Below are 17,039 nucleotides of genomic sequence, written 5' to 3'. Positions count from 1 at the left end.
TCAGTTTTCAAAGGTCATCCGTCTTGTGACGACTAATTTAGTATACCACCTACTTTCATCCCTGTCAACCAATATTTGTTTCTCTAAAACTTAAGTTTCTTAGTTGTCAACACATATGTTACACATGGAGAAGTATTCCGATACAACTTGGTTAGGATTTTTGAAATTTTTACAAATTCATAGCCATTGTCTACCTGAATCATTCGAATGGGAAATCCCATTTTTTCCTCAAGTTCCATTAGATATTTACCCGTTTCATAGGTACTCTTTTCTTTTACTATTTTTAGCACTCGTTCCCTACTGTATTCATCTATTCCTGTTATTTGATAATATCTGTTCCCGTAACTGGGAAAGCAAATACATTCATCCGTAACATATTTGATATCAATTGGAACTTTATCGCCCGCATATTTACCGTCCATTCTCTCGTATTTAGAATAACTTTTTCGACGGATTATCGGCTTCTTATATCCTTTTTTACGTATTTGTCTACACATACTGGTAAAACTTCTTTTATATCCTTTTTCTCTGCATCTCACGTAAACTTCGGCCAACCCATACACGCCGTTACGCTTCAGCATCCATTGTATTAAGTCCAATTCTTCTTTGTTATGAGCCTTAGGGTTTGAAAGTGCACCAAAGCTTGCTACTTGTAATGCGGAATATAATGAACTCTCTCCCCCTCATACGTATCTTTAAAATAATAAAAAGACCCGACTTGGTCCGCATTGTTAAGAGGCGTGTCGGGTACTGTTGTCTAGTATACCGTTTCAATTTTTTTGTTAAATCTTTTAGTTCTCCTTCGAGTTTTGCAAATTCATTCTATCAAAATATCTGAATAGATGTGTTATCCCTATTTTGCCGAATCAGACAAGTGATTTTTTTGGAAACGCTACAGTAATCACCGTACCTTTATTGGGTTCACTCTCTAACGATATTTTGCCATGGTGATATGCCACAGCATGTTTTACGATGCTAAGTCCGAGTCCGGTACCGCCGGACTGTTTGGAGTGGCTTTTGTCCACACGATAAAATCGTTCAAAGACACGCTCTTGATGCTCTGCCGGAATACCGATACCCGTATCTGCTACTTCAAGTCTGACATGCTTATCATCCTCGGAAACAGTAATTTTCACGCTACCGCCACTCCTATTATACGTAATGGCATTATCACAGAGATTATATACAATTTCATATAAGAGTCTTTTTACACCGTACATATTTCCATCAGCGCCGCTCCATGAAAGTGAAATATTTTTTGATTTTGCAGCATCAAAGAGTGTTTTACATACTTCATCAGCCAGATGACCAAGCGAAACCTCGGAAACAGGCATATCTGTCCCTTCATCCAACTGCGATAAGCGGATAATATCCTCAATGAGCGTAACAAGTCTGCTTGCTTCCTTTTTGATATATCCCACAAACCGCGGAATATCTTCCGTTTTTGCAAGACCACTTTCCATTAAGTCTGTATATCCTATGATTCCCTGAAGCGGTGTCTTAAGTTCATGGGACACATTGGCTGTAAATTCCCGACGACCTCTCTCCGCCTCTGCCTGTTCCGTAATATCAAACGCCAAAATAACCGTTCCAACCACCGCATCATCGGATACGATTCTGCTCAAATCAAACTGATACTCTCGCCCGTTTCGATTTTCCCTGAACTCTGCATGCCCGTTTTCCATAGATTTTTGCATGAAATCACGAATATTTTGATGGCGATCAACCTCAATGATGTTTCTTCCAATGCAGGTATCAGTCACACGAAACAGCTTTTTCGCTGACAGATTGATCGTAATAATTGCCCCGGCATTATCCAGTAAAATCAAACTTTCACGCATATTACCGGTTATTTGATTAAATTCATCCCGCTTCTGTTTCAAACATGCAAGTGTTCGTTGTATCTCACGTTGCTGCCCTTGAATACAGCGTAATAGAGGGAATAGTTCTTCATAGGTATCATTTTCCAGGGGGTTATCTAAATCCAATCGGTTTAAAGGTTCAACAATGCGCTTTGCCATACGTTTTCCCAATACCGCTGACAGAATAACAACAAAAATACTCACGATAAGAATCGGTTGTATCATAGAAAGAAGAAGCACAAGCACTGTAATGCGACTGGCAGAAATTCGTAAAACAGTGCCATCTGTTAACCTTACTGCCTCATACACTGTCTTTTTTGTCAGCGTTTTGGAATAGCGGGAACTGTTTCCCGCTCCATGTTCAAATGCTTCTTTGATTTCTTCTCTATCGGCATGATTTTCCATGTTGGCGGGATTGATTTCATTGTCAAATAACACAGTTCCATCTTTGGCAACCCATGTGATGCGATAATTTTTTAAATCAAGTTGATTTAAAAAATCCTTTCCTGCAACCTCCGTTCCCCGTGCGGCGATTGACAATTCGCCTACCAACTGATTCTTTTGAACCGTTCCGAAATAGTCAAACATACAGACAGTGATAATCAGAAGCGTGCCTAATAATGTACTGAAAGCAATCAAAAGAATGGATTTGAAAATTTTACTGCTCATATCCCGTCTCCCATCGATAACCGATATAACGAACCGTTTCAATGCATTTTCCATACCGACCTAATTTCTGTCTCAAGGTTTTAATGTGCATATCCAGCGTGCGGCTGTCTCCCATGTAATCGATGTTCCAAACCAAATCGTAAAGCTGTTCTCTCGTAAAAGCACTGCCCGGATGTGATAAAAATAAATGTAAGAGTTCAAATTCCTTAAAGGTAAGCATAATACGCTCCCCTTCTATCGTAAGCGTTCGCTCATCTAAATTCAGAATTAAACTGCCTACCTGCAAAAGTTCAAAAACCCGTCCTTTCTGGCATCTGCGTAATACGGCTTTTACACGTGACACCAATTCCATCACACCAAATGGTTTTACAATATAATCATCGGCTCCTAGATCCAGCGCCTGAATTTTTTCATGTTCAGCACCTCTTGCCGTTGCCATAATGACCGGAATATTTTCCAGTTCCACCGAATGCCTCATCTTACCCAAAAGTTCCACGCCATCCATTCCCGGAAGCATCACATCCAGTATCACCAATTCCGGTTTTTCTTTTTGAATAGCCTTCCAAAACTGCAATCCGTCGGAAAATCCTATTGCCTCAAACCCGGTGGAATTTAACGTATATATCTCTATTTCCCGAATGTTTTCATCGTCTTCTACACACCATATCATGTTCTCTCTCCTTATGCTTTCCTGTCATGGCATAAATAATCCATTCGGCAATATTGACTGCATGATCTCCGATACGCTCCAGATACTTTGCAATCATCAAAAAATCCAGCGCCGATTCGGCATCTGCATATTGTTTTATAATCAATTCTACAACGGCATTCTTCATTCGGTCAAAAAAATTATTTATAATATCATATTCTAAAATCACATTTTCTGCAAGTGCTATATCCTTCCGAACGAATGCCTCCACACTGTCCGTTACCATTTTTACAACTGCCGGAGCCATATCATCGATAAGTTCCGCCCCCTTTATCTGACTGCCATTCAGTAAAATGACAAGTTCTGCAATGTCCTCCGCCTGATCCCCTATTCGCTCCATATCGGTAATCATTCTAAGTGCAGCAGAAATTTGACGCAAATCACCGGCTACCGGCTGCTGATGCAAGAGTAACTTCATACAGAGCTGTTCAATATCTCTTTCCAATCGATCAATTTCTCCGGCATTCTCTTTCTGCTCTCTTGCCAACATTACATTTCCTTCAAACAAGGATTTCGTTACCCCGGCGATGGTTTCTTCACATATCGCACCCATTCGAATCAGCTGTAAGTTCAGCTCATCCATTTGCTTGTCAAATTGATTTCTCATTATCCAAACCTTCCCGTAATATAATCTTCCGTTCTTTTATCCTGTGGCCGGTCAAAGATATTGTCCGTTGCCCCAAATTCCACCAGTTCACCAAGCAGGAAAAACGCTGTATAATCCGAGATCCTGACTGCCTGCTGCATATTATGCGTTACCATAACGATAGTATAATCTTTTTTCAATTCCATAACCAATTCCTCAATCTTAGAAGTTGAAATCGGATCCAGTGCACTTGTCGGCTCATCCATCAAAAGGACATCCGGCTCTACTGCCAACGCTCTGGCAATACAAAGCCTTTGTTGCTGACCGCCTGACAACCCCAATGCATTTTTCTTCAGACGATCTTTCACTTCATCCCAAATGGCAGCACCTCGAAGTGCTTTTTCAACAACCTCATCCAAACGTTCTCGTTTGGTGATTCCGTGAGTTCGCGGACCGTAGGCAACATTATCATAAATACTCATGGGAAACGGATTCGGTTTTTGAAATACCATTCCTATTTGTTTACGCAATTCATTGACATCAACATGATGTGCAAAAATATTTTCTTCCCTATAATAAATCTCTCCGATAATTTTTACGGACGGAATCAGATCATTCATGCGATTTAATGTCTTTAAAAAAGTAGACTTTCCACACCCTGACGGACCAATCAGTGCCGTAATACTCTTTTCCGGGATTTCAATATTAATCTTTTTCAAAGCCTGATGTTCTCCATACCAGAGACACAAATTTTTAACAGTAATGAGTGAACCCATAGGTTTATTTCCTTTCTTCATTTATCGTTCATTTCTCCTCTTGGCATAATATTTCTGTGTCATTTCAGCCGCAAAATTTATCATCAATACTAAAAGCATAAGTATTGCGGCAATCGCAAACGCAATGTCAAATTCTCCATCCTCCTTTGCATAAACATATAAACTGACGCTAAGCGTTGCTCCGGGAGAGGCAAGGCCGTCTGCAAATCCATGCAACGCATGGGCAAATCCTGCAGTGAAAAGAAGTGCAGCAGATTCTCCTAATATTCTTCCTACGGATAAAATACAGCCGGTAATAACCCCGTCCACACATCCGGGAATAACTACGGTGCGTACTACACGCCATTTTCCGGCACCCAGTCCGAACGCTCCTTCCCGATAGGAAATAGGGACACTTTTTAAACTCTCCTGTGTATTTCGCATAATAATCGGCAAATTCATGATTGCAAGCGTCAACGCTCCTGCCAAAAGACTTGTTCCCATATGATTTGCAAATATCAGCATACCCACCAACCCATAAATAATTGACGGGATACCCGACAGTGTTTCTGCCGTGTATTCCATAATAGAAACTATTTTTTGATTCGTCGCATATTCTGTCAAATAGATGGCTGCCCCAACTCCGAGCGGCAGTACAATCAGCAATGCCGCAATCATAATGTACAAGGTATTCAGAATATCCGGTAAAATACCGATGCGGTCACTGAGATAACTGGGTGCTGTAGACAAAAAAGACCAGTTAATACCCGGTACCCCTTTTATCAAAACATAAACCAACAGGAATAATGAAATAGCTGCTGTCAAACCGGTGCAAATATACATCAGTCCTTTCATGAACACCTCATATTGCTTTCGTCTTACTTTGTGATATTCTGTATTCATTTCCTATTTGGTACCCCTTTTCAAAAAGAAATTTAATGTAGCATTCAAAAGCATGATGAACAAGAACAAAACCAAGGCGACAGAGAACAGCGCTTCTCTCTGCAATCCGCCGGCATATGACATTTCGCCGGCAACTGCACCGGTCAGAAAACGCACGCTTTGAAACAGGGAATTCGGCATATTGGCAGCATTGCCTGCTACCATCATTACTGCCATCGCCTCTCCGATTGCCCGACCGATGCCAAGTACGATTGCAGCGGCTATGCCGCTTTTCGCTGCCGGAACAGACACCCGGAAGTAGGTTTCTATCCGAGTCGCTCCCAACGCAAGAGAAGCGTCTTCATATTCCTTTGGTACTGCATCCAATGCAGTAACGGACATCTTAATTACCGAAGGCAGGATCATAATAGCAAGTACCAGCATTGCCGCCAACAAACTTGCGCCGTCCGAAACATAAAATAACCGTTGAATTCCCGCTACTAAAATTAACATACCCACAAGACCATAGACAACAGATGGAATTCCTGCAAGCAGACTTATGAATGACTGTATGAGTTCTTTGATTTTAGGATTTGCTACTTTTGACAGATACACAGCCGTAAAAAATCCAACCGGAACCCCAAGCAGAACCGCACCTGCCGTGCCATAAATACTGGTAAGGATAAACGGCAGAATGCCATATTGAGGATTCGCCTTAGTCGGTGCCCATTCTGTTCCGAAAAGGAATGGTATAAGACCGATCTTATGAATAGCCGGAATTCCCGATATGACTAAATAAACAGTAATCAAAAGCACACCGCCAACTGTAATTAAGCCCAGCATAAAAAACAGTCCATGAATAACATTTTCGATCATTTGTTTTTTCTTCATCAACGTTCACCTCGACAAATGGAGACAGTACATTCTGTACTGTCTCCATCCTGATCTCCTATTCTTAATTTGCAGGAACGACACCCGCTTTAGAAATCAGATCATTGGATGTCCGGGATGTTGCATAGTCAAAGAATTTCTTTGCTGCATCTGAAAGTTTCACGGCTTTTTTTGTTACTAGTGCAAAGGGACGCTGTATGGTATATTTTCCGTTTTGGATATTTTCCTCGTTAACTGCTACCCCATCAACCGTCAGCGCTTTGACAGAATTCTTAATAGATGCAGCAGATGCATACCCTATAGCATTCGGATTCTGCGCAACAGTAGTAATGACATCGCCTGTTGAAGTAAGTTCCTGTCGATACTTGCAGGCGTTTTTAGTCTTTGTAATAGATTCAAATCCATCACGGGTACCGGAACCAGCTTCACGACCAATCACAACAATCTTTTCATCCTTACCTCCTACCTGCGACCAGTTGGTAATTTTTCCTGTATAAATCCCTACAATATCTGTAATGCTTAAATTCCGTATCGGATTATCGGGATTTACAATCATTGCGATCCCGTCATGGGCGATTACCGTTTCCGTAAGACCGGATGCCTTCTCTTCGTCCTTCAAATTCCGAGAAGCCAATCCGATATCACATCGTCCCTCTGAAACTGCTTTGATCCCTGAACCGGATCCGGTAGGATTATAAGTAAATGCAATCCCCGTATCCTTTTGAAATGATTCTCCCAAAATGCCGATAACTTTCTCCATGGATGTCGAACCGTCCAAGGAAACAGAAGCCGAGCTAGCCTTCTCATCGGGAAGTGCATTTTTCTGACTCGCCTTTCCTCCGCATGCCGTTAAAACCCCCAGGCAAAGCACACCTACTGCAACAATTGACAACATTTTTTTAATTTTCATAGTCAACAGCTCGTCCTTTCTTATTCGTGATTTTTTTTTCCTTTCACAATAATAAGTTTACAGACTGCTTGTAAAGTTCAAAAGACAAGGTTTGTAAAGTTGGTGTAAAGTATATCATGAACTGCATCTCAACCTACATCATCATTTTAGAACCTCCGTTTTTCTATGAATATTGTCACTAATATCATTAAAAGATAAGCCCTCCTAGAATTCAAATCTTTATTATCCATTTCCGATCACAAAAATAAAGGCTTTCCAACAGCCAATCGTACTCATTAACGATAACCCGTTGAAAAGCCTTTTATTTACTACATATTTTTTTACTTGCTAGGGTGCAACTTCTGACATCAATGCTACGCATTCCACGTGTATCAAGACTACTCTAGTGATAGCCCTACATCAGAAACTTGGTCTTAACACTCGTCACAGTATAGAAGCTGGCAAAAGGAGTGATGTCGGAGAATGTATGTCAACATCTTTTTATTATCGCCAACTATGCTTCTTTAGTTCCTCTGCAATCCAAAATGTGTCTGGTACAGATTTATTGTTATCAAAGTCAAGAATTTCCTCTAAGTCAAAAATCCGCGCCCCCATGCAACCTCCAGATGATACCTTCTGAAAATTTGTCTCGTAGAATTTTTCAACGAAGAAATATCTATACTCATAGTGGCGGATATCATATCCACATGTAATTGCATCATTCATTGCCTTGTCTATAATCTGCTTCCTCTCGGCTGTTAACTCTCCCATCTCATTAGTGAATCTTATAAAACCATTTTCCTCAACTGCGCGTATTATTGCACAAACTTTTCCAATCGCTCTGACGCTTTTGTTTTTATAGAGTCCAAGATATTGATGTGTTCGAAATCCACGCTCAACTTTATCGTAATAAACATTTGACTTCACATTAAAATCAAATGTTGTTCCTGCAAGCTGCATTCTCATAGCAGCTTTGCTTGGTAGGAGTCGCTCTTCGGAGCAAAAATCAATATAATCATTCAAAACATCCTGCATCTCATTTTCCTCCTTATTAATCTAATAATGTTCTTTTTATTGTTTTGAAAAATTGCATAAAAATAGGCAGGAACACATACCTATCCATCAGGTATATATTTCTGCCAATTAAAAAATTCTACGTGAAAAGAGACAGAACTACACTGTCTGTCTGTCTGTCTGTTTTTTCATGGCTTGTCAAACTTTTATGCTAACTTTTCTTGCGTTAATTATACAAGAAAAAATCTATATTGACTAGCCTTTATATATTGTATATCCGTTATTTACTCGTCTATTTTCATTACGCTCCCATCTTAGAAGATTATGACAAGAAGAATGTGTTTGATATTGAAGAATATATAAAGAGAAAAGGCAAGGTTAAGCTTAATAGAAATACGGTAATTGCAAAATTGTAATATTTTCTTTTATAATTATATGGTCGAGGGTCATATAATATAGTAAAAGTAGTGGATAAAGCACGAGGAGGTAATTTGTGAAGAAAAGATATATGTTGAGAAATATTTTTAAAATCAAATATAATTTCCATAATATTGTTTTAATCGTTTTCATTGGACTATTAGCAGGTTTTTTATCAGGATTGTTCGGTGTAGGTGGGGGAATGGTGATAGTTCCTGCATTAACTGTTTTTATGAAATTTAATCAGCGTCATGCTAGTGCTACTTCTCTTGTTGCCATAATTATAACGTCGCTTTGTGGAAGCATTGTTTACGGTTTAGACGGAAAAGTGTCATTTTTATCAGCATTTTTTCTAATAATAGGTTCAGTTTTCGGATCACAAATTGGGGTATATTTTTTACATATTTTGCCTAAAAAAATATTTCCTTGGTGTTTTACACTTTTTGTATTACTAGTTATATGTTCTAGTCAAGTTTGGATTCCGTTAAGAAATGTAGATTTTAATGTTAGTTTTTTAAAAGCTATATGTCTTATATTTATAGGCGTTGTTTCTGGTATTTTTTCAGGTATTTTAGGCGTTGGCGGCGGAGGAATTATAGTGCCATGCGTGCAACTTTTGCTCGGCATGGGAGACCTTATGGCAAGAGGAACTGCTTTGCTTGTCATGCTTCCTACAGCTATAAGTGGCAGTATTGCTAATGCTCGTTACCATTATACTCATTTTACTGAAGGAATTATTATCGGTATTTTTGCGACATTTACTGTAAACTTAGGCGCAATAATTGCGCGCAGTATTTCACCTTTTATATGCAATATATTGTTTTGTATTTTTTTGTTCAGTGTATGCTTACAAATGATATTAAAAACAGGTATTTTAGCTAAGAATAAGCGTTAAATATGTAAAGTCTTTGACTTTTATTTATTTGAAAAAATAGTTTTGAATATAAAAAGTGGGGCTTAGATTTAAGCCCCACGATATAGGAGAATGTTATAAAGTAACTTTTTACAATTATGCCATTTGAGTAACATCTCTTTTTGCTTGTATAAATTTTATTATCATGTTTTTTGCGTGATAAATAATTATGCAAACTATACTGGATATCCTCACTTCACAGGGTGGGTGCAAAGTGGGTGCACTTTTTAACGTTAACATCCTGTGCACTCAACCCTAAAGCGTAGACATGTTCCCTCATACAGAAAAATCACGCTCAAAAACCACGCCGAGCTATCTTACAGCCGCCACTCACTAAACCTTTTAACGATCGCCCCTGCAAACCCCTGCTACACAAGGGCAAATTTGCACCCACCTAATCAGCCTTTGACATCAAAACAACACTCTCAACGTACATCGTTTCGGGGAACATATCTACGGGCTGTACTTTTTGCAGGGTATAGCCTTTTTGTGTGAGTCATTCTATATCTCGTGCCAAGGTGGAGACGTTACAGGAAATATAGACGATTTTCTTTGGTTTTATTTCGCTGATGACGTCAATGACTTTTTCACTGCAACCGGCACGAATGGAATCTAAAACTATTATGTCTGCCGAGTTTCCTTTTTTAGCTGCTTGTGATAGATAATCGGCAGCATAGGCGGCATGAAATTCTACGTTTTTTACATGATTTTTTTTCTGCATTTTCGATAGCCGCCGGAATGATTTCTATGCCTATGACGTGTTTTGCTTTTTGTGCTAAATAGAGGGAAATGGTACCGGTGCCGCAGTGGGCGTCTATGACGGTTTCGTTTCCTTTTAAATCAGCATAGGAAAGTGCTATGTTATAAAGTTTTTCTGCTTGTTCTTGGTTCACTTGGAAGAAGGCGTGCGGGGAAATATATAAATACTAAAAACTATTAAGGTCTTAAAGCAGTAATAGGTATTACATAAACATCATCATTTCTTTTATATGCAAAAGGTGCTTTGGCACATAATACCATCATAAATGATGGTTTGAACATATTTTTTGTATCTATTTTAGAGGCCAAATCTTTTAAAGTTTTAGCGCCTTCCTCAATTAATTTATCGCCACCGAGTTTAATTTCAATTAGTCCATAAGCTCCATTTCTTAAATGAATCACTGCATCACATTCTAATCCAGACTTATCTCTATAATGATAAACTGTCCCATCTAAATAATCTGTATAAATTCTTAAATCACGAACGCATAAGTTTTCAAATAAAAATCCCATGGTATTTAAATCATTTAGTAAATCGTTAGGCCCCATACCTAATGATGCCGTTGCGATAGATGGATCTGAAAAATATCTAGTTTCCGTTGTTCGTATAGATGTTTTCGACCTTAAATTCGGATTCCATGCGACAGAATCTTCTATAACAAATATTTTTCTTAAGGCATCCAGATAAGAATAAAGTGTTCCCTGATCAAATGTATCTGATTGATTAGCTAACATATCTTGCCTAATCGTTTCTAAAGAACTTTGCGTGCCTACATGTCTTGCATAGGATTTAAGTAATTTCTTAGTCCTTTCTTTATCTCTTTTTATGAAATCCACTCTACTAATATCAGTAGACACAATAGCATCAAAATAATCTATCGCTTGAAATAATGCCGGTTTCTCATCTAACCCAATTGCTTTTGGCCATCCCCCCCTACAAATGAAAAAAGCAATTTTTTCAAGACTCGTTTCATTAATGGCTGATATGTTTTCACCTTTAAATAAGTCTTTAATAGAAACTTCACCGCTAGAATCCTTTGATTCAAATAGACTCATGGTTCTCATCAAAAGCTTAGAAATTCTTCCTGTACCTGTATGCATAGAATCATCAAATCCATTAGGAACTGCTGACCCTGTCAAGATAAATTGACCAAATTCATCCCTATTATCAACCTCATAACGCACAGCATTCCATAAATTAGGTGAAATTTGCCACTCATCAATAAGTCTTGGAGTTTCTCCTTTAAGCAGCGTATTTGGAGAAATCTCTGCCATTTGCTGATATTGTCTCGTCATATCAGGACGATCCATCGATATAAAGCTTTTAGCCTTTTGTTTCGCTGTTGTTGTCTTTCCACACCATTTAGGACCTTCAATTAAAACTGCACCCTTTGCGTCTAATCGTTCTTCTAACAATTTATCTGCAATTCTTGGTAAATACTCTTTCATCATTGCCTCCCATACTCATGCTTAAGTAGATTTTATCAGTTATTCAAGTGTTTGTCTAATTTCAATTCAAGTATTTGGCTAGTTTTAATTCAAGTATTTGGCTAGTTTTATTCAAGTAGCGGAATAAGACCATTCATTACATTTCCAAGCGTGCTTTTACTACGTCCACTTTTTCCTAAAATCAAGATAAATTCACCTTTTTTAACTTCAAAATTGATATCTTTTAAAGCAGTTCGCCCATCTTCCCATTCATAAGAAACAGCTTTTAACAAAATCATGATGATACCTCGTACTGAGCTTTCCATAATTTTGTGTAGTAGCCATCTTGCTCAAGAAGTTCTCTATGCTTTCCTTTTTCAAGTAAATTGCCTTTTTGAAATACGAGAATTTGGTCAGCTTTTTGAATTGTCTTTAAATGATGAGCCACTACAAGTACAGTTCTATTCTTTGCAAGTTCTGTAATAGCATCTTGTATCAACAATTCATTTACAGGATCAACATTACTTGTCATTTCATCAAGAATTAAAATAGGTGCATCCTTTAGAAAGGCTCTTGCAATGGATATCCTTTGTCTTTGTCCACCTGATAAAATCCCACCATTTTCTCCAATATCAGTTTTATAACCTTTTGGTAAACTCATAATGAAATCATGTATCCTTGCCTTCTTTGCAGCTTTAATGATTTCCTCTTTTGTAGCTCCTTTTTTACCTACTCTGATATTTTCTTCAATCGTGTTATCAAACAGTTGAACATTCTGCATGACAATGCTGATACGATCTAAAAGCTCATCATAAGGGATATCCCTTATATCAGTTCCTCCGAGGGTAATTTTTCCTTTATGCACATCATAAAATCTTAAAAGCAAGTTGGTTATCGTAGTCTTTCCACTTCCCGATTCTCCAACTAAGGCTGTCATTGTTTTTTCAGCAATAGAAAAGCTCAAGTTTTCCATTTTAAATTCATCTTTTTCATAAGAAAAATCTATGTTTTCAAATGCTATATCATTATCTTGCGGAACAATTCCATTCACTTTATCCGGGATTACATCTGCATATAAAATTCTTGAAAGTCTCTCATAACTATCTACCGCCGAAACATAGTACATATAATGTTGTTCCATAGAAGCGAATGGCTTATAAAACTCTTTTGAAATTACTGCAAAGATAATAAAATGAAGTACATCAAGATTTCCCTTTACAACAAATATTGTTCCTGCAATTAAAAGAACTAAATATCCAATATAACTTTTTTGTCTTATTCATAAGCTTATTATCCAAGCTCTTATTGTTTGAAAAACTCTTTAATACAGGTATCCCTCTCACATATTCAACAAATAAGCTAACCATATCAAGAAGTGCTGAGTTATTCTGATTTTCTATTTTTTCAGATTGCTTAATTGTCAGATATAGAAAGGCAAGTGCAATCGGAACAGATACAGCCATCAGAATAGCAAGTTTTAAATCAATACTTGCAAGACCAATAAATACGACTGCACCTATCAAAAAATCACCAAACATTCTTGACCACATATGTCCTACAACAAGGGACATATTATCAACATCTTTGTGTAAAATTGTATTGATCTCGCCCAGTCTTTCATTGGTATAAAATCCTAAGCTGAATTTTTTCAATTTAATAATCATGCGTTCTCTTATTTGCTGAACAATATCAAAACCTGCACTATGCTTTTTCATATCTGCGACCATATTACAAATACCTTTGAAGACTACAAGTAATCCAATCGCAATAAAATATTTATATAGGCTTACTAAGCTCGTTCCATCAAAGATTTGGAACAGTATAGAAAATACGATAACAATCATGGCTATGGAACTGAGTCCATAAAGGGCAAAGAATACACTTGATATAATCAAATCTCTCTTCCCGGTTTTTGTTAGTAGTTTTAACATTTCTCTAAACATTTTCTGTTACCACCTCTTTCAAATTCCATCTATCTACCTTGTTCTGTGCTTCAACCATATCCTTATAGAACTCACATCTTTTCATCAGCTCTTCATGACTTCCCGCATCAAGAACAAGACCCTTATCCATAACAATAATTTGGTCTGAATCTCTAATCGTATTTAGATGATGAGCAATTGTAATGATGGTTTTATCCCTGCTTAAATCGTCAATCGCTTCACCGATTAGTCTTTCATTTTCACTATCAACAGCTGCCATTGCCTCATCTAATATCAAAATCGGTGCATTTTTAAGTATCATTCTCGCAATTGATATTCTTTGTTTTTCTCCACCGGATAACTTAACTCCCATTTCACCTACTCGTGTTTCATATCCATTTGGCAACGCTGAAATAAAATCATGGCATCTTGCTTTTTTAGCTGCTTCTATGACTTCTTCTTTTGTTGCATTTAGTTTTCCGATTGCTATATTTTCAAAAATGCTTAAATCGAAAAGGATAACTTCCTGTTGCACACTACCAATCAGCATTGAGATGTTTTCTTGACTGTATTCTTTTATGTCTTTTCCATTTATTAGTATTTGTCCTTCGTCTACATCCCAAAATCCCATAAGCAAATTAGATACCGTACTCTTTCCACAACCACTTGCTCCTACAAAGGCATTCAAACTATTTTTCTTAAAAGTTAAATTGATATTTTTAAGCTCAAAACCATCTTTTCCATATGTAAAATTCACATCTTTAAATTCTATATTTCCAAACGCTAAACCTTGTTCTGTATTTTTGTTTGGAAGCGGAACCGTTAAAACTTTTCCAATCGCCTTTAGTGCTTCCTTAAACACAATAGAAAAATGTTGCAATGTAGCAGTCTTACTTATAGATGCTGTAAACGCAGATGATAAAATAATTGCAAGGATAAAATTAGGCGTTGTAATATTCCCCTGATAAAGAAAGATACTTCCCAAAATCATGACAATTACCACTCCAATCTCCATAAATATGTCAATGAGTCCCATTGGGATTGTTACCATCCCCATGCTCTTTTTAACCCAGTAAACATATTCTCTTGCCGTTTTTAATGTTCTTTCACTTATCTCCTCTTCTTTAGCAAAAGCCTTAATAACAGAAATATTTTTTACATATTCCATTAGCTCTTCTCTCATCTTCTTTTCGTGGTTAAAGTAAATAGCAAAGTTCTTATCCATTGTTTTCTGTGAAAGAACTTTTACCAAATACATGAGTGGAACTCCGGCAATCATTCCAAAAGCAAGACGCCAGTCTACAAAAAGCATGGCTATGAAAATAATGGTAGGCAGAAGCGTAACTGCCATTATTTCAGGAAGACCATGAGCAAGGTATACTTCCACTTGCTCCACATCATGCTGAACAATGTTCGTAAGCTCCCCTGTATTATGTTCTTTGAAAAATCCCAAACTTAGTTTTTTTAGATGCTCAATAATATCTAACCTAAGTTCTGTTAATTTTTCGTATGCTTTCTCATGAGCAACCTTTGTTGCAAAATAGTAAAACACGCCTTTTAACACAAACGATATAAAGATTCCCCCAAATATATACTTTAAATTACCTTCGTTAATATTATTTGTGATTAAAGAACTAATCAAATATACAAGTAAGATTTGTGGTATCAAATCAAATACTATTTTTAAAGCAAGAAGTGAATTGGATAAACCATTTTTCCCAATCACTTTTTTCCTTAATTCCTTTTCCGGCATGAACAACACTCCTTTCAAAATTGAATAATATTGAATTTTAATTCAATATTAAGATTTAAAGTAAGACTTTGCTGATTACACAAAGTCTATTTTTTAGTGCTGATTACAGGGATTCCACTCCCTTGTAATAACACCTTGCAATAAGTTTTAGCATATCTTTTGCCCACTTTTCACTTTGATAGTGCCTCGCTATTTCAAGAAGCCCCTCCGTAAAGTTACTGGCTAAAATATGGGCAAGCATTGGATCATATTCCTGTTTTGATTGTCTTTTTAAACTTACTTCAATATGAACCTGCATTTGCGATATGAGTTTTTGTTTTGCTTCTGCATGCTTTGTACCTGAACTTTTATCCATTAAAATAATTAACTTCTTACGCTCTTTTAAAAGCTCATGAATATAATTTTCTCCAACTTCATCAAACCTTTCAAAAGCAGAACCTTTTTCCAAAGATTCTTCCTCATTAAAAGCTGACTCGAAGTTTATATAAACAGAACTTACTACTGCATCAAACAAAACTTCCTTATTTTTGAAATAGGTATAAATAAGTGCCACAGGAATATCTGCTTCTTTTGCAATTTCTGTTAATTTGGCACCTCTATAATCCTTTTTATAAAATACTTTTTCTGCTGCTTCGAGTATTCTATTTCTAACTTCTTCTTTTAATACTTGTGCCATATCACACCTCTTTCTATTTTAATACTGAATTTATATTTAATAACAAATAGTAATTCAGTATTTGTCAATAGTGCCTGAACTTATATTCTAAGTATGGTATAATTGATTTAATATAAATAACACGCTTAACGCTTATAGCTTTAATAGCAAGCACAATAAGTGTACGGACACTTACGAAAAAAATTAATGGAGCATACCTTTACGGCATGCTCCATTTTTTTACGCACCTAACCACACGAAAATTTACTTGAGTGTTTGATAGGTGCTATGCAAGGACTTTCCCAGAGCTAATATAGTTAGCGATTGGTTGAAGTCTACTGCTAATTTTTACCTTGTTAGGGAGAACCCTACGCCCCCGAAATGCATCAAAGGAAGATTTACTTATGACAAATAGAATACAAAACGAAAGACTTGAAATTAAATTGACTGAAGAAGAAAAGGCTCTTTTTGAGGAAAAAAGAAAACTTTCTAAATGCAGAAATATGAGCCATTTCATTCGCAAGTGCGTTTTAGAAAAGGAAATATATCAAGTGGATTTAGAGCCGTTTAGAGATTTACAGGGATTACTTTCCAACGCTACAAGCAATATCAATCAGATTGCAAAAGTCACTAATACAACTGGTGTTATTTACAAAAATGAAATCGACTCAATGAATAAACAGATAGAAAAATTATCAAAAGAAATATGGCATATCCATTCCCTACTTCTAAATAAATCAAAAGAAAGTTCTGGTGATAGTATGGCAATTACAAAAATACATCGAAACTGTGTAAAATTAAGAAAATCTTCATTTCTATAGGAATGGTCAAACATTGATACATAAAAAATGTATCAACCTTTATCCTTTTATCAGGATTTAGGTTGATACACAAAATTATTTACAGACCCACAGCCCCCTTTAAAACTATCAATC

At 36.9% G+C, this 17,039-nt stretch carries 18 protein-coding genes and 1 pseudogene; 2 read left to right on the top strand and 17 right to left on the bottom strand.

Annotated features, from left to right (window positions below; genetic code table 11):
- Window positions 1-83 precede the first annotated feature (83 nt).
- The 9 genes from HMPREF3182_RS07725 to HMPREF3182_RS01365 all read right to left on the bottom strand — a co-directional run bounded on the left by HMPREF3182_RS07725 (window position 84) and on the right by HMPREF3182_RS01365 (window position 8,278).
- On the bottom strand, window positions 84-497 hold the full coding sequence (locus HMPREF3182_RS07725) for a hypothetical protein (protein WP_235808619.1): 414 nt from the start codon (window positions 495-497) through the stop codon (window positions 84-86).
- A 369-nt stretch (window positions 498-866) separates the two neighbouring features.
- Entirely contained in the window at window positions 867-2,531 is a 1,665-nt protein-coding gene (locus tag HMPREF3182_RS01400; RefSeq protein WP_062485081.1) for a sensor histidine kinase, read from the bottom strand.
- Entirely contained in the window at window positions 2,521-3,201 is a 681-nt protein-coding gene (locus HMPREF3182_RS01395; protein WP_007392056.1) for a response regulator transcription factor, read from the bottom strand. The genes HMPREF3182_RS01400 and HMPREF3182_RS01395 overlap by 11 nt, the downstream gene beginning before the upstream one ends.
- Complete coding sequence (gene phoU, locus HMPREF3182_RS01390; protein ID WP_062485079.1) at window positions 3,176-3,847, bottom strand: phosphate signaling complex protein PhoU; 672 nt, start codon at window positions 3,845-3,847, stop codon at window positions 3,176-3,178. Before phoU ends, HMPREF3182_RS01395 begins: the two co-directional genes overlap by 26 nt.
- Window positions 3,847-4,623, bottom strand: a complete 777-nt coding sequence (gene pstB, locus HMPREF3182_RS01385; RefSeq protein WP_062485077.1) for a phosphate ABC transporter ATP-binding protein PstB — start codon at window positions 4,621-4,623, stop codon at window positions 3,847-3,849. Before pstB ends, phoU begins: the two co-directional genes overlap by 1 nt.
- Window positions 4,624-5,436 (bottom strand): phosphate ABC transporter permease PstA, encoded by an 813-nt coding sequence (gene pstA, locus HMPREF3182_RS01380; RefSeq protein ID WP_235808618.1) that lies wholly within the window; start codon window positions 5,434-5,436, stop codon window positions 4,624-4,626.
- A gap of 51 nt (window positions 5,437-5,487) precedes the next feature.
- Window positions 5,488-6,354 carry a phosphate ABC transporter permease subunit PstC gene (pstC, locus tag HMPREF3182_RS01375; RefSeq protein WP_007392070.1) on the bottom strand — a complete coding sequence of 289 codons (867 nt, stop codon included), beginning with the start codon at window positions 6,352-6,354 and terminating at the stop codon, window positions 5,488-5,490.
- 64 nt (window positions 6,355-6,418) lie between these two features.
- Entirely contained in the window at window positions 6,419-7,264 is an 846-nt protein-coding gene (locus tag HMPREF3182_RS01370) for a phosphate ABC transporter substrate-binding protein (protein WP_062485075.1), read from the bottom strand.
- A 483-nt stretch (window positions 7,265-7,747) separates the two neighbouring features.
- Entirely contained in the window at window positions 7,748-8,278 is a 531-nt protein-coding gene (locus tag HMPREF3182_RS01365) for a hypothetical protein (protein ID WP_235808617.1), read from the bottom strand.
- Between the two features lie 472 nt (window positions 8,279-8,750).
- On the opposite strand from HMPREF3182_RS01365, the gene HMPREF3182_RS01360 reads away from it, so the two are divergent.
- Window positions 8,751-9,569 (top strand): sulfite exporter TauE/SafE family protein, encoded by an 819-nt coding sequence (locus HMPREF3182_RS01360; RefSeq protein ID WP_062485073.1) that lies wholly within the window; start codon window positions 8,751-8,753, stop codon window positions 9,567-9,569.
- Window positions 9,570-10,083: 514 nt separating this feature from the next.
- Here HMPREF3182_RS01360 and HMPREF3182_RS07515 read toward each other — a convergent pair.
- From HMPREF3182_RS07515 to HMPREF3182_RS01335, 8 genes are all read right to left on the bottom strand, one after another.
- A complete protein-coding gene (locus HMPREF3182_RS07515; RefSeq protein WP_062485071.1) occupies window positions 10,084-10,308 on the bottom strand; it encodes a hypothetical protein in 225 nt (74 codons plus the stop codon).
- Window positions 10,232-10,480 (bottom strand): methyltransferase domain-containing protein, encoded by a 249-nt coding sequence (locus HMPREF3182_RS07375; protein WP_072270817.1) that lies wholly within the window; start codon window positions 10,478-10,480, stop codon window positions 10,232-10,234. Before HMPREF3182_RS07375 ends, HMPREF3182_RS07515 begins: the two co-directional genes overlap by 77 nt.
- A 43-nt stretch (window positions 10,481-10,523) precedes the next feature.
- Window positions 10,524-11,798, bottom strand: coding sequence for an ATP-binding protein (locus HMPREF3182_RS01350; protein WP_235808616.1), 1,275 nt, complete (start codon window positions 11,796-11,798; stop codon window positions 10,524-10,526).
- A 104-nt stretch (window positions 11,799-11,902) separates the two neighbouring features.
- Window positions 11,903-12,073 (bottom strand): ATP-binding cassette domain-containing protein, encoded by a 171-nt coding sequence (locus tag HMPREF3182_RS07510; protein WP_072270816.1) that lies wholly within the window; start codon window positions 12,071-12,073, stop codon window positions 11,903-11,905.
- Entirely contained in the window at window positions 12,070-12,915 is an 846-nt protein-coding gene (locus HMPREF3182_RS07855; RefSeq protein ID WP_456237717.1) for an ABC transporter ATP-binding protein, read from the bottom strand. The genes HMPREF3182_RS07510 and HMPREF3182_RS07855 overlap by 4 nt, the downstream gene beginning before the upstream one ends.
- Before the next feature lie 61 nt (window positions 12,916-12,976).
- Window positions 12,977-13,717, bottom strand: coding sequence for an ABC transporter transmembrane domain-containing protein (locus HMPREF3182_RS07850; protein WP_456237716.1), 741 nt, complete (start codon window positions 13,715-13,717; stop codon window positions 12,977-12,979).
- Window positions 13,710-15,449: an ABC transporter ATP-binding protein gene (locus HMPREF3182_RS01340; protein ID WP_062485067.1), complete on the bottom strand. Its 1,740-nt coding sequence runs from the start codon at window positions 15,447-15,449 to the stop codon at window positions 13,710-13,712. Before HMPREF3182_RS01340 ends, HMPREF3182_RS07850 begins: the two co-directional genes overlap by 8 nt.
- 103 nt (window positions 15,450-15,552) lie before the next feature.
- Entirely contained in the window at window positions 15,553-16,125 is a 573-nt protein-coding gene (locus tag HMPREF3182_RS01335; protein ID WP_009369753.1) for a TetR/AcrR family transcriptional regulator, read from the bottom strand.
- A gap of 383 nt (window positions 16,126-16,508) precedes the next feature.
- Between HMPREF3182_RS01335 and HMPREF3182_RS01330 the strand changes: the two are divergent.
- Window positions 16,509-16,862: pseudogene (locus HMPREF3182_RS01330) on the top strand (plasmid mobilization protein); the annotation flags it as partial.
- Window positions 16,863-17,039: the final 177 nt, after the last annotated feature.

Source organism: Megasphaera hutchinsoni, assembly GCF_001553405.1.
In the GTDB taxonomy this organism is placed as follows: Bacteria; Bacillota; Negativicutes; order Veillonellales; family Megasphaeraceae; genus Megasphaera; species Megasphaera hutchinsoni.
This window is presented reverse-complemented; position numbering and strand designations above follow the sequence as displayed.

Bases quoted from the DNA above. Each gene is read 5' to 3' on its own strand.
- HMPREF3182_RS07725 (WP_235808619.1), bottom strand. From the start codon at position 497: ATGTGTAGACAAATACGTAAAAAAGGATATAAGAAGCCGATAATCCGT.
- HMPREF3182_RS01400 (WP_062485081.1), bottom strand. From the start codon at position 2,531: ATGAGCAGTAAAATTTTCAAATCCATTCTTTTGATTGCTTTCAGTACA.
- HMPREF3182_RS01395 (WP_007392056.1), bottom strand. From the start codon at position 3,201: ATGATATGGTGTGTAGAAGACGATGAAAACATTCGGGAAATAGAGATA.
- phoU (WP_062485079.1), bottom strand. From the start codon at position 3,847: ATGAGAAATCAATTTGACAAGCAAATGGATGAGCTGAACTTACAGCTG.
- pstB (WP_062485077.1), bottom strand. From the start codon at position 4,623: ATGAAGAAAGGAAATAAACCTATGGGTTCACTCATTACTGTTAAAAAT.
- pstA (WP_235808618.1), bottom strand. From the start codon at position 5,436: ATGAAAGGACTGATGTATATTTGCACCGGTTTGACAGCAGCTATTTCA.
- pstC (WP_007392070.1), bottom strand. From the start codon at position 6,354: ATGAAGAAAAAACAAATGATCGAAAATGTTATTCATGGACTGTTTTTT.
- HMPREF3182_RS01370 (WP_062485075.1), bottom strand. From the start codon at position 7,264: ATGAAAATTAAAAAAATGTTGTCAATTGTTGCAGTAGGTGTGCTTTGC.
- HMPREF3182_RS01365 (WP_235808617.1), bottom strand. From the start codon at position 8,278: ATGCAGGATGTTTTGAATGATTATATTGATTTTTGCTCCGAAGAGCGA.
- HMPREF3182_RS07515 (WP_062485071.1), bottom strand. From the start codon at position 10,308: ATGCAGAAAAAAAATCATGTAAAAAACGTAGAATTTCATGCCGCCTAT.
- HMPREF3182_RS01350 (WP_235808616.1), bottom strand. From the start codon at position 11,798: ATGATGAAAGAGTATTTACCAAGAATTGCAGATAAATTGTTAGAAGAA.
- HMPREF3182_RS07510 (WP_072270816.1), bottom strand. From the start codon at position 12,073: ATGATTTTGTTAAAAGCTGTTTCTTATGAATGGGAAGATGGGCGAACT.
- HMPREF3182_RS07855 (WP_456237717.1), bottom strand. From the start codon at position 12,915: ATGGAACAACATTATATGTACTATGTTTCGGCGGTAGATAGTTATGAG.
- HMPREF3182_RS07850 (WP_456237716.1), bottom strand. From the start codon at position 13,717: ATGTTTAGAGAAATGTTAAAACTACTAACAAAAACCGGGAAGAGAGAT.
- HMPREF3182_RS01340 (WP_062485067.1), bottom strand. From the start codon at position 15,449: ATGCCGGAAAAGGAATTAAGGAAAAAAGTGATTGGGAAAAATGGTTTA.
- HMPREF3182_RS01335 (WP_009369753.1), bottom strand. From the start codon at position 16,125: ATGGCACAAGTATTAAAAGAAGAAGTTAGAAATAGAATACTCGAAGCA.